At 71.3% G+C, this 12,160-nt stretch carries 8 protein-coding genes; 4 read left to right on the top strand and 4 right to left on the bottom strand.

Features of this window, described 5'->3' with window-relative positions:
• Positions 1-203 precede the first annotated feature (203 nt).
• The 4 genes from HZU84_RS05860 to HZU84_RS05845 are packed head-to-tail and all read left to right on the top strand — an operon-like array spanning position 204 to position 3,790.
• Complete coding sequence (locus HZU84_RS05860; RefSeq protein ID WP_149503477.1) at positions 204-1,163, top strand: ABC transporter permease; 960 nt, start codon at positions 204-206, stop codon at positions 1,161-1,163.
• Position 1,164: 1 nt separating this feature from the next.
• Positions 1,165-1,968: an ATP-binding cassette domain-containing protein gene (locus HZU84_RS05855; protein WP_149503476.1), complete on the top strand. Its 804-nt coding sequence runs from the start codon at positions 1,165-1,167 to the stop codon at positions 1,966-1,968.
• A gap of 25 nt (positions 1,969-1,993) precedes the next feature.
• A complete protein-coding gene (locus HZU84_RS05850) occupies positions 1,994-2,458 on the top strand; it encodes an RbsD/FucU family protein (protein WP_149503475.1) in 465 nt (154 codons plus the stop codon).
• Positions 2,459-2,518: 60 nt separating this feature from the next.
• Positions 2,519-3,790 (top strand): ROK family transcriptional regulator, encoded by a 1,272-nt coding sequence (locus HZU84_RS05845; RefSeq protein ID WP_149503474.1) that lies wholly within the window; start codon positions 2,519-2,521, stop codon positions 3,788-3,790.
• A gap of 6 nt (positions 3,791-3,796) precedes the next feature.
• On the opposite strand, the gene HZU84_RS05840 is transcribed toward HZU84_RS05845, so the two are convergent.
• The 4 genes from HZU84_RS05840 to HZU84_RS05825 all read right to left on the bottom strand — a co-directional run bounded on the left by HZU84_RS05840 (position 3,797) and on the right by HZU84_RS05825 (position 12,157).
• Positions 3,797-4,054, bottom strand: coding sequence for a GlsB/YeaQ/YmgE family stress response membrane protein (locus tag HZU84_RS05840; RefSeq protein ID WP_037483506.1), 258 nt, complete (start codon positions 4,052-4,054; stop codon positions 3,797-3,799).
• Positions 4,055-4,150: 96 nt separating this feature from the next.
• A complete protein-coding gene (gene hrpA, locus HZU84_RS05835) occupies positions 4,151-8,122 on the bottom strand; it encodes an ATP-dependent RNA helicase HrpA (protein WP_180692812.1) in 3,972 nt (1,323 codons plus the stop codon).
• A 19-nt stretch (positions 8,123-8,141) separates the two neighbouring features.
• The gene (locus HZU84_RS20930) at positions 8,142-10,499 is read right to left on the bottom strand and encodes a CHASE2 domain-containing protein (protein ID WP_149503473.1); all 2,358 of its coding nucleotides are present in this window, start codon (positions 10,497-10,499) and stop codon (positions 8,142-8,144) included.
• Complete coding sequence (locus HZU84_RS05825; protein ID WP_149503472.1) at positions 10,496-12,157, bottom strand: FecR family protein; 1,662 nt, start codon at positions 12,155-12,157, stop codon at positions 10,496-10,498. The genes HZU84_RS20930 and HZU84_RS05825 overlap by 4 nt, the downstream gene beginning before the upstream one ends.
• Between the last annotated feature and the right edge of the window lie 3 nt (positions 12,158-12,160).

Here is a 12,160-nt window from a genome sequence, read left to right as displayed (position 1 = left end):
ATGGCCGCCGGCGCTGATCCGCGCCGGCGCCCAGACCTCGCCCGGTGCCCGACGCGGCACCGCGGCGCCCCTTCCGGTTCTCCTCCATGGCCCTCGCAAGAGGGCCTTTCGGCTCCTGCCGTGCCGCGGCCGGCGCTCGGCCTCGTGCCGCCCGTCGCCCGCCTTTTTCGCCCTCTCTCCTCCTCTTGCGCAAGGATTCCCGCGTGACTACCTTGAAAGACAAGCTGCCGCCGGTCAGCCAGCTCGGGCCCTTCATCGCCCTGGCGATCGCCTGCACCATCTTCGGGCTCACCACCGACAACTTCTTCAGCGGCGCCAACTTCGCGCTGATCCTGCAGCAGGTCATGGTCGTGGGCGTGATCGCCATCGGCCAGACGCTGATCATCCTGACCGCCGGCATCGACCTGTCGTGCGGCATGGTCATGGCGCTGGGCTCGATCGTCATGACCAAGGTCGCCGAGGACTTCGGCATTCCCGCGCCGCTGGCCATCCTGCTGGGCATTGCCGTCACCGCCGGCTTCGGCCTGGTCAACGGCCTGCTGGTGACCCGCATCAAGCTGCCGCCCTTCATCGTGACGCTGGGCACCTTCAACATCGCCTTCGCGATCACGCAGCTCTACTCCGGTGCGCAGACCGTCACCAGCGTGCCTGACGCCATGCTGTGGCTGGGCAACACCTTCAAGATCGGCGACACCCCGATCGCCTACGGCACGGTGCTGATGGTGCTGCTCTATCTGGGCGTCTGGTTCTGGCTGCGCGACACGCCCTCGGGCCGCCATGTCTACGCGGTCGGCAACAACCCCGAGGCCACCCGCCTGGTGGGCATTCCGACCGACCGCGTGCTGCTGGGCGTGTATGTGCTGGCCGGCGCCTTCTACGGCGTCGCCTCGCTGCTGGCGGTGGCCCGCACCGGTGTGGGCGATCCCAACGCCGGCCAGACCGAGAACCTGGACGCGATCACCGCGGTCGTGCTGGGCGGCACCAGCCTGTTCGGCGGCCGAGGCGTGATCCTGGGCACGCTGGCCGGCGCCATCGTCGTCGGCGTGCTGCGCAACGGCCTGACGCTGATGGGCGTGTCCTCCGTCTACCAGGTGCTGATCACCGGCATCCTCGTCATCATCGCCGTCACCGTCGACCAACTGTCTCGCAAGGGAGCCCGCTGAAATGAGCGCCACCCCGAATCAACACAAGATCGTCATGCAGGCCCGCGGCCTGGTGAAGCGCTACGGTCAGGTCACCGCCCTGGACGGCGCCGACTTCGAGCTGCGCGCCGGCGAGATCCTGGCGGTCATCGGCGACAACGGCGCCGGCAAGTCCAGCCTGATCAAGGCGCTGTCGGGTGCGACCGTGCCCGACGAGGGCGAGATCCTGCTCGAAGGCCGCCCGGTGCGCTTCCGCACCCCGATCGAGGCCCGCCAGGCCGGCATCGAGTGCTGCTACCAGGATCTGGCAGTGGCCCCGGCGATGACCATCGCCGAGAACCTCTTCCTGGGCCGCGAGCTGCGCCGCGAGGGCTTCGCCGGCAATGTGCTGCGCATGCTCGACAAGAAGAAGATGCTCGAGCAGAGCATCGCCCGGATGAACGACCTGAAGGTGGGCATCCGCTCGATGACGCAGGCGGTGGAGACGCTCTCGGGCGGCCAGCGCCAGTGCGTGGCGGTGGCGCGCGCCGCCGCCTTCGCCAAGCAGGTGGTCATTCTCGACGAGCCGACCGCGGCGCTGGGCGTCAAGGAAGGCAACATGGTGCTGGAGCTGATCCGCCGGGTGCGCGACAAGGGCCTGCCGGTGATCCTGATCTCGCACAACATGCCGCATGTCTTCGAGATCGCCGACCGCATCCATGTCGCCCGCCTGGGCCGGCGCGCCGCGGTGCTCGACCCGAAGAAGATCAGCATGAGCGACACGGTCGCGGTGATGACCGGCGCGATGCCGCCGGAGCAGATCCCGGCCGAATGCCTGGCGCACTGAAGAAAAACCCCGGAGATCCTTCGTCATGCTCAAGGGAATCGATCCGCTGCTGACGCCGGACCTGCTGAAGGTGCTGGCCGAGATGGGTCATGGTGATGCCATCGTCATCGCCGATGCCAACTTCACCGCCGCCCGGCTGGCCACCGAAGGCCGCAGCAAGCCGGTCATCCATCTGCCCGGCGCCGATGTGCTGCGCGCCTCGCAGGCAGTGCTGTCGCTGATGAATCTGGATGCGGCGGTCGAGCAGCCGGTGGCCTACATGCAGGTCTGCACCATGCCCGACGGCTACCGCAGCCGGCTGCAACGCGATGTGGTGGCGATGCTCGAGCAGGGCGGCCATGCCCGCTCCGAGCAATGCGAGGCGGTGGAGCGTTTCGCGTTCTATGATCGCGTCCGCGAGGCCTTCGCGATCGTGCTGACCTCCGACCTGCAGCCCTACGGCAACTTCCTGTTCAAGAAGGGCGTGATCGGAGAGCCGCTCGACGTCTGAGGCTCGGCAGCACCCGCCTCATTCCTCGAGACCGGCCCGCCTTCGTGCGGGCCTTCTGCCATGGTGAATCCGGATCAGCCCTTCCCTGACGCCCCCTCCTCTTCCAGCCGCCGCCCGCCGCGCGGCTCGAACCAGAACGGCATGCGCCAGTTCAACGAGCGGGTGGTGCTGCAGGCCATCCGGCTGCACGGCGAGCTGCCCAAGGCCGAGCTGGCGCGGGTCACCGGGCTGAGCACCCAGACGATCTCGATGATCGTCAACGCGCTGCTCGACGAGGGCCTGCTGCTCAAGCGCGAGCCGCTGCGCGGGCGCATCGGCCAGCCCTCGGTGCCGATCGCGCTCGATCCGGAGGGCGCCTGGGCGATCGGCGTCAAGGTCGGGCGCCAGCATGCGGATGTGCTGCTGGTCGACTTTCTCGGCCGGGTCCATCACCGCGAGGGCCTGCCCTACGCTTGGCCCGATCCCGAGCATCTGCCCGCGGCGCTGCTGGCGATGATCCGGCGCTGCCGCGAGGCGCTGAGCGCACGCATGCTGCCGCTGGACCGGCCGGAGCGGCTGTGCGGCATCGGCGTGGCCGCACCGCTGTCGATCGGCGGCTGGACCGGGCTGTTCGGCATGCCCGAAGCCCAGGCGCGGACCTGGGAGACGCTGGACCTGGCCGGCCATCTGGCCACGGCGACCGGCCTGCCGGTGCATGCCGCCAAGGACACGGTGGCCGCCAGCCTGGCCGAGCTGGTCGGCGGCGAGGGCCGTCGCCTGCGCAACTTTCTCTACATCTTCGTCGACACCTTCAGCGGCGGCGGCCTGGTGCTCGACAGCCGGCTGCATCCCGGCGCCCACGGCAATGCCGGCGCGATCGGCTCGATGCCGCTGGCGGTGCCTGGCGCAGGCACCGCCAGCACGCAGCTGCTGGGTGCGGCCTCGCTGCTGAACCTGCAGCGCCTGTACGAGACCGCCCGGATCGATCCCTCGGCCGCGCTGGACGAGCGCGCGCTCGAGCCGCCCTGGCATCCGCACACCCAGGCCTGGCTGGGCCATGCCTCGCGGGCGCTGGCGATGGCCATCGTCGGCGCCAGCTGCGTGCTCGACATCGACGATGTCGTCATCGACGGCGTGATCGACCGCCGCCTGCTGGCCCGGCTGATCGCCCAGAGCGGCGATGCGCTCGATGCGCACTGCTGGGAGGGCGTGCGCCGCCCTCGCCTGCATGCCGGCAGCATCGGCTCGGACGCGCGGGCGCTGGGCGGCGCGCTGCTGCCGCTGCACGCCGACTTCGCGCCGCACCCCGAGGTCTTCCTGAAGGCCGACCCGCGCCGACAGGACAGCGACTGAGGCGCCTCAGGCCGAGGCCGAGCCGCCCCGCAGCTTGCCGACCACGAACAGCAGCACCACCGCACCGACCACCGAGGCGATGAAGCCGGCCGGCTGGCCGACGCTGTACCAGTTCAGCGCCTGGCCGACATAGCCGGCCGCCAGCGAGCCGCCGATGCCCAGCAGCGTGGTCAGGATGAAGCCCAGCGCCTGCGTGCCGGGCAGGATGGCGCGGGCCAGCCAGCCCACCAGAAAACCGATCACGATCGTGCCGATGAGACCCATGGTCACTGTCCTTCCAGAAAGGATTGCGCCACCGGTTCGATGGCGTTCCGATTCTGATGGAAAATCGTGACGGATGTCACGACCAAGGTTGTGGCATCACATCGACATCTGCGCCCAGACCTTGTCCAGCCGCTTGGTGCTGACCGGCTGCGGCGTCTTCAGCTCCTGGGCAAAGAAGCTGATGCGCAGCTCCTCCATCAGCCAGCGGTACTCGTCGAGGCGGGCATCGGGCGCGCCCTTGAGCTCGGCCACCCGCCGGCTCCAGCGCTGCTCGAGCGGGCGCAGCTCGGCCAGGCGCTGCGCATCGCGCGCCGGATCGCCGCGCAGCTTGTCGAGCCGCAGCTGCACGCCCTTGAGGTAGCGCGGCAGGTGCTGCAGCTGCGCCCACGGCGTCGTGGCGATGAAGCGCTTGCCCATCAGGCGCTGCAGCTGTGCGGCGATGTCGTCGGCGACCTCCCTGGGCGCGCGGGCGTCCTTGAGCTTGCGCTGTGCCGCGGCGAACTCCAGCAGCACCGTGCCGGCCTGACGGGCGATTTCCTGCGCGATCAGGTTAAGCCGGGTGCGGCCCTCGTCGATGCGCGCCTGGAAGGAGGCGGCGTCATGCGGCAGCGGCTCGGCCAGGAAGGCGCGCTCCAGCGCCACATCGATGATCTGGGTGCGCAGTTCCTCCTGCGTGCCCAGCGGCATGAAGGCCACCGCCATCTTCTGCAGGTCGGGAATGTTCTTCTCGAGGTACTTCAGCGGCTCCTTGAGATTCAGCGCCAGCAGACGGCGCAGGCCGGCGCGGTGCTTCACGGCCGCGGCGGCCGGCTCGTCGAAGACCTCGATCTCGACCTGCGTGCCGCGGTCGATCAGCGCGGGAAATCCGATCAGCGTCTGGCCGGCCTTGCGGATCTCCATCAGCTCGGGCAGCTCGCCGAAGGTCCAGGCGGTGTAGGCCTGGGGCGCAAGCGGCTCGGGCGCAGCCGGCGGCGGCGGACTGACCTTCGCGCTGCGGCTGCCCGCCGACACGGCCGTCGGCGCCGGCGTGACCGCGGCGGCCGGGGACGTCGGGCCACTGCCCGTCTTCAGCGCCGCCAGCGCCTGGAAGGCCGAACGCGCCTGCCCGCCCAGCTCGGCCTTCAGCGCCGCCAGGTTGCGTCCGGTGCCGAGCTGGCGGCCATGCTCGTCGACGACACGGAAGTTCATGAACAGGTGCGGCGCCACCATGTCGAGCTTGAAGTCGTTGCGTTGCACCGCCAGCTGGGTGCGCTCGCGCACCGCCTTCAGCAGCGTCTCCAGCAGCGGCCCCTGCGCGAACGGGTTCAGCTCGACGAACTCGGCGACGAACTCGGCCAGCGGCATCAGCCGCGAGCGCGGGCGCTGATGCAGGCTCTTGACCAGCGCCAGCACCTTGGCCTCCAGCATGCCGGGCACCAGCCAGTCGCAGCGCTCCTCGCTGACCTGGTTGAGCGCGTAGATCGGCACGGTGACGGTCACGCCGTCCTTGGCATCGCCCGGCGCGTGCAGGTAGGTGGCGGTGCAGTCGATGCCGCCGAGGCGGATCGTCTTCGGGAAGGCCGCGGTGGTGATGCCGGCGGCCTCGTGGCGCATCAGCTCGTCGCGCGTCAGATGCAGCAGCTTCGGGTTGAGCTTCTGCTCATGGCGGTACCAGCGCTCGAAGCTCGCGCCGCTGACCACCTCCTGCGGCAGCTGCGCGTCGTAGTAGGCGAAGATCAGGTGCTCGTCGACCAGCACATCCTGGCGGCGCGACTTGTGCTCCAGCTCCTCGACCTGGCGGATCATCTTCTGGTTGTGGGCCAGGAAAGGCAGCCGCGTCTCCCACTCGCCGTTCACCAGCGCCTCGCGGATGAAGATCTCGCGCGCGGCCACCGGGTCGACCAGCCCGAAGTTCACCCGGCGCTGGTTGTAGACGACGATGCCGTAGAGCGTGGCGCGCTCGAAGGCGACCACCTCGCCCGCCTTCTTCTCCCAGTGCGGCTCGAGCAGCTGTTTTTTAAGCAGATGGCCGGCGATCGGCTCGATCCACTGCGGCTCGATCGCCGCCAGCCCGCGCCCGAACAGGCGGGTGGTGTCGACCAGCTCGGCGGCGATCAGCCAGCGCCCCGGCTTCTTCGACAGGTGCGCGCCCGGATGGCGCCAGAACTTGATGCCGCGCGCGCCCAGATACCACTCGTCATCGTCGGCCTTGCAGCCGATGTTGCCCAACAAGCCCGCCAGCATCGACTGGTGCACCTGCTCGTAGGTGGCGGGCGTGCCGTTCAGGCGCCAGCCGTGCTCGGCCACCACGGTGTGGAGCTGGCTGTGGATGTCGCGCCACTCGCGCACCCGGCGCGGGTTGACGAAGCTCTCGCGCAGGCGCTGCTCCTGCTGGCGGTTGCTGAGCTTGTGGGTGTCGACCTTCTGCCCGGCCTTGGCTGCATCGGCGTGGCCGTGGCTGCCGCGGCCCTCCTCGATCCAGTTCCAGAGCTTCAGGTAGCCCATGAACTCGGAGCGCTCGTCGTCGAATTTCCTGTGCTTCTCGTCGGCCGCCTGCTGGGCCTCCAGCGGGCGGTCGCGCACGTCCTGCACGCTCAAGGCACTGGCGATGACCAGCACTTCATGAAGCGCCTCGCGGCTGCGCGCCTCCAGGATCATGCGGCCCACGCGCGGATCGAGCGGCAGCCTGGCGAGTTCCCGGCCGATGGCGGTCAGCTCGTTGGCCTCGTCGACCGCGCCCAGCTCGCCCAGCAACGCGTAGCCGTCGGCAATCGCCTTGCGCGGCGGCGGCTCGATGAAGGGAAAGTCCTCCACCAGCCCCAGGCCGAGCGACTTCATCCGCAGGATCACCCCGGCGAGCGAGGAGCGCAGGATTTCCGGGTCGGTGAAGCGCGGGCGGCTCTGGAAGTCCTTCTCGTCATAGAGCCGGATGCAGATGCCGTTGGCCACGCGGCCGCAGCGGCCGGCGCGCTGGTTGGCCGCCGCCTGGCTGACCGGCTCGACCTGCAGCTGCTCGACCTTGTTGCGGTAGCTGTAGCGCTTGACGCGCGCGGTGCCGGCGTCGATCACATAGCGGATGCCCGGCACCGTCAGCGACGTCTCGGCCACGTTGGTGGCCAGCACGATGCGCTTAGCGCCGCCGGTCTCGAAGACGCGGTCCTGCTCGGCCTGCGACAGCCGCGCGAACAGCGGCAGGATGTCGGCATGGCGGTGCAGCGGCTGGTGGCTGAGGTGCTTGCGCAGGTGGTCGGCGGCCTCGCGGATCTCGCGCTCGCCCGGCAGGAAGATCAGGATGTCGCCCCCGCCGGCGCCGCGCCAGAGGTCGTCGACCGCGTCGGCGATCGCGTCGTTCAGGTCGTAGTCCTTCGCCTCCTCGAAGGGCTTCCAGCGCTGCTCGACCGGAAAGGTGCGGCCGCTGACCATGATCACCGGCGCCGGCCCCTGGCGCGAGGCGAAGTGCTGCGCGAAGCGCTCGGCGTCGATGGTGGCCGAGGTGACGACGATCTTCAGGTCCGGCCGGCGCGGCAGGATTCTCCGCAGATAGCCAAGCAGAAAGTCGATGTTGAGGCTGCGCTCGTGCGCCTCGTCGATGATCAGCGTGTCGTAGGCCTTCAGCAGCGGATCGGTCTGCGTCTCGGCCAGCAGGATGCCGTCGGTCATCAGCTTGACCGAGGCGCCGGCCTGCAGCCGGTCCTGGAAGCGCACCTTGTAGCCGACCACCTCGCCCAGCGGCGACTTCAGCTCCTCGGCGATGCGCTTGGCCACCGAACTGGCGGCGATGCGGCGCGGCTGCGTGTGGCCGATCAGGCCGGAGCCGCCCGCGCCCAGGCCGCGGCCCAGCTCGAGCGCGATCTTGGGCAGCTGCGTCGTCTTGCCCGAACCGGTCTCGCCGCAGACGATGACCACCTGATGATCGCGCATCGCCTGCGCGATCTCGTCGCGGCGCGCGCTGACCGGCAGGCTGTCGGGATAGGTGATCGGCGGCACCGGATTGGGCGCCACCGGCGGGCGCGCAGCACGGGGCGGACGGGAGGAACGCGGCGGGCGGGCCGGCGGCGGGGCGGTCGGGGAAACGGTCGGTGCAGTCACGGGGCGGGATTATCCGCGCTCAGCCTGCACCCACCCGGCCCAGGGCCAGCTCGAAGCGGCCGGTCGCCTCGGCACGGCCGGGCAGCGCGCGCAGCCGCCCACCGTGGCGCCGCGCCACGATCTGCACGAACTGCAACCCCAGGCCGACCCCGCCGGCATCGCCCGAGGGCAGGCCCTCGTCGCCCTGGTTCAGCCGTTCGCGCTGTTCGGCCGACAGGCCCGGCCCCTGATCGCACACCGTCAGAGACAGCGCGTCCTCCGCATGGAGGTCGGTGTCAGCATGGGTGCGCACCCAGATCACGACCTCGCCGCCGGCCGGGCTGTGCTTGATCGCGTTGGAGACCAGATTGCCTACCGCGCGCTGCACCAGCGCCCGGTCCATCGGCCAGACCGAGGCAGATCGACCCGCCGTCGGATCGGTCTGCCAGCCCAGCCGGATCTGCGCGGCCAGGGCCTGGGGCCGGAAGTCCGCCACCACCTCGTCGAGCAGCGCAGCCAGCGCCACCGGCTGGCATTGCAGCGGCCGGGTCTCGACATGCGCGACCCGGACAAAGTCGTCGGCCAGCTGCTGGGTGCGCGCGCCCAGGCGCTGCACCTCGTCGAGAAAGGCTTCCTGCGTCATGTCCATGCGCCCGCGCCGGTACAGATCGGCCATCAGCATCAGCGCATTGGCCGGCGAGCGCAGATCGTGCGAGACGAAGGCCAGCGCGCGGTCACGGCGTCGCTGGGCCTGGCGGATGGCGCTCACATCCGAGAAGGTCACCACCCAGCGCTGCTGGCCGAGCAGCAGCACCGGCGCAAAATGCAGCAGGAAGTCACCCAGGCGCTCGGCGCGGGCCTCGACCACGCAGGCCGCCGGCGCGGTCGGTCCGGGCTGGAAGATCGCCTCCAGCTCCGTCACCGGCGCGCCCGGCACCGGCATGAACTCCACCAGCAGGCCCGGCAGCTCCAGGCCGGGCATGTCTTCGGCCCGATCCAGCTCGAAGAGCTGCGCCGCCAGCGCATTGGCCAGCAGCACCCGGCCGCGCTCGTCGGTCACCGCCATCGCGGTGGGCAGGCCGGCCAGCGCATCCGACAGGAAACGCCGCGCGCTGCGCACCGTGTCGGTGGCCGCATGCAGCGCATCGAGCCGCAGCGCCAGCGCATCGCGCCGGCGCGAGGGCAGCGGCGCCGGCGCACCCGGACTCAGGCCGGCCTCCGGACCGAGAAGGCCGATCTCGGCATCCAGCGCATCCACCGCCTGCTGCAGCCGCCGCCAGCTCCACAGCGGATAGGCCAGCACCGCCGCCAGCCCCCAGGGCACCGGACTCCACCACACTCCGGCCCCGAGCGCCGCCAGGCTGATGCCGACGACCAGCGGCACCGAGCCCACCGCCAGCACCAGCGCACCCCGACCGGCACCGAGCCGCTCGATGCCCGCCAGCAGCGCCAGCACCAGCGCCGCCGACAGCGTCGCCCCCTCCAGCGGCGAGAGCGGCCGCACGGTATCGCCGCTGCGCAGCGTGTGCAGCGTGTGGGCGAGCACCTCGACACCCGGCATCGCATGGTGCTGGCGGTTGACCGGCGTGGCCACGGTGTCGCCCAGGCCGGTGGCGGTCATGCCGACCAGCACATAGCGACCGGCCAGGCGCTCAGGCGGCACCGCGCCGCGCAGCACATCCAGATAGGAGACCCGCTCGATGTGGCCGGGCGGGCCGGCATAGCGCACCAGAAAGCGCTGCTGGCGCAGCCAGGGCGCCCGACCGGCCACCGGCACCTGCTCGTCCTGCACGGCCACCGGCAGACCCGGCGCCGGTGTCTCGCCACCGGCGCGCAGCAGCGCCAGCGCCATGTGCGGCAGCGGGGCCGCCGCCGGCCCGGCGCCCAGGAAGGCATGGCGCATCACCCCGTCGGCATCGACCGAAGCCTCGGCCGTGCCCAGGCTCACGCCGGGCGGCAGACCGGTGACCGGCGCCAGCAGCTGCGGGGTCTGGCCGGGTCCGGCGATCACCCAGTCCACCGACATCACCACCGGCGCGGCCGCCGCGAGCTGACGCGCCAGCAGCGCATCCTGTGCCGGATCGGCGTCGGGCTCGCTGAAGGTCACGTCCAGGCCGATCGCCCGGGGCCGGGCCGCGGCCAGACGGGCCAGCAGCGTGCTGTGCACCGCACGCGGCCAGGGCCAGCGCCCGATGGCCGCCACGCTGGCATCGTCGATCGCGACGATGACGATGCCTTCGGGCACCGGGCGGCGCCAGAAGGACAGGCCGATGTCGTAGACCAGCCGGTCGGCGCGCCAGGTCCAGCCGCCCAGCGCCAGCGCAAAGGCCAGCGCGGCCAGCACCACCGCGACGCCGACGCCCGCGGGCCAGCGCGGCCGCACGGCCGCACCGTTCATGGCGAGATCAGCACCGAGCCCCCGTCCGCCCCGCCGACGCAGCGCTGCTGACCATCGCGCAGACAGTTCGGAACGGTGAAGGCCTGCGGCGCGGTGTAGGGGCCGACGAAGCCATCGGGGTCGCGCGCGCGCATCCGGACCCAATAGCGGCCGGTGCCCGGCAGCCTCAGCTCCAGCGCGGACTGCTCGGTGCGGCGGGTCAGCTCCAGCACGGCAAAGTCGGCACTGCGCGCGAACTCGACCTCGAAGGTCTGTCCCGGCAGGCCCTCCCAGGCCAGTTTCAGACTGTCCTCGCCCACGCGTGGCGGCGGCAGCGGCGCAGGCAGGGCCCGCAGCTCGACCCGCTGCACCGGACCGAACGGGCCCTGGTCGGTGGCACTGCGCTCGCTGGCCAGTCGCCAGAAATAGACGCCGGGCGCCAGCGCGTCCACCGACCAGGCCGTACCCGCCAGGGCGCGCTGGTCCCGGAGCGGCTCGCGCATGGCCTCGTCGCGAGCCAGCTGCAGGCGGTAGCTGCGAGCCTCGTCGACGGACGCCCAGGCCAAGTCCAGCCGCGCACCGGACACGACAGCCTTGGGCCCCGGACCCGTGGGCAGCGGCGGCTCCGGACGGGCCTTGAGGGTGAAAAGATGCAGCGCATCCCGGCCCTGCAGGCCTTGCGCGTCCTCGGCCCGAACCCGAATCCGGTAGTCGCCATCCGGCAGATCGACCAGACGCAGCTCGGCGCCGGTGCTTCGCACATCCTGGAGCACCCGCTCGAAAGCCGGGTCGGCGGCCGCAGCCACCTGCGCCCGGTACGCCACCACTGCCGGCTGCGGCCGGATCGGGAAGCGCACCAGCACCCGCTCCTGCAGCGCCGGCCAGGCAGACACATCGGGCGGCGCCAGCAGCCGCACCGGCGGCGTCACCGTGCCGCTGCGGTCGACCACGACGCCGAAGCCCGCCGCCACGCTGCGGCCCGCACGGCCGTCGCGGCCTTCGGTCATCACCTGGCCTTCGAGCACCTCGTTGCGGGTGGTTTCCGCGCGGGCATCGACGCTCACCCGGAACTCGGTGCCGCGCACGCCCAGCAGGCCCTGCGGCGTGCTGATCTGGAAGCCGGGCGCGCCCGCGCCAGGGCGCTTCTGCGCCTGGACCTCCACCTGACCGGCCTCGACCTTGACGCCCGACAGCACCTCGCCCGATCGGGGCAGGCGCCGCGAGGTCTCGACCTGGACGGCGCTGCCCGCACGCAGCCGCAGCACGGTGCCGTCGACCAGCTGCAGCGTGGCCTGGCCACCGTCGCCGGCCTGCAGGCGGGCGCCCTGCGGCAGGGCCTGACCCGCCGCCACCGCCACGCCCTGCGGGCCGGACACCTCGCCAGAGGCCGACAGCACCCGCGCCGGCACCGGCTCGGTGGCCAGCAGGCGCACCGGAATCTTCAGCACCGTGCCGACCGGAATGCGGCGCGCGTCCACGATCCGGTTGTGCTGCTGCAGCTGCGGCCACTGGCGCGGATCGGCCAGCAGGCGCCGGCTCAGCGCGATCAGGGTCTCCTCACGGGTGACCACATGAGTGAAGACCGGTTCACCAGCCGACACCGCGGCGGCCGCCATCGTCAGCCCGATCGCCGCCAGCTGCAGCGCTCGGCCCCAGGCATTCCACGAAAGAAGATGCATGCC

Source organism: Sphaerotilus sulfidivorans (genome assembly GCF_013426975.1).
Lineage (GTDB): Bacteria > Pseudomonadota > Gammaproteobacteria > Burkholderiales > Burkholderiaceae_C > Sphaerotilus > Sphaerotilus sulfidivorans.
Note: the sequence above shows the minus strand (reverse complement) of the source record. Positions and strands in the feature narration are given on the sequence as shown.

Excerpts from the sequence above, each read along its gene's own strand:
- HZU84_RS05855 (WP_149503476.1), top strand. The coding sequence starts at position 1,165 with ATGAGCGCCACCCCGAATCAACACAAGATCGTCATGCAGGCCCGCGGC.
- HZU84_RS05850 (WP_149503475.1), top strand. The coding sequence starts at position 1,994 with ATGCTCAAGGGAATCGATCCGCTGCTGACGCCGGACCTGCTGAAGGTG.
- HZU84_RS05845 (WP_149503474.1), top strand. The coding sequence starts at position 2,519 with ATGGTGAATCCGGATCAGCCCTTCCCTGACGCCCCCTCCTCTTCCAGC.
- HZU84_RS05840 (WP_037483506.1), bottom strand. The coding sequence starts at position 4,054 with ATGGGTCTCATCGGCACGATCGTGATCGGTTTTCTGGTGGGCTGGCTG.
- HZU84_RS20930 (WP_149503473.1), bottom strand. The coding sequence starts at position 10,499 with ATGAACGGTGCGGCCGTGCGGCCGCGCTGGCCCGCGGGCGTCGGCGTC.
- HZU84_RS05825 (WP_149503472.1), bottom strand. The coding sequence starts at position 12,157 with ATGCATCTTCTTTCGTGGAATGCCTGGGGCCGAGCGCTGCAGCTGGCG.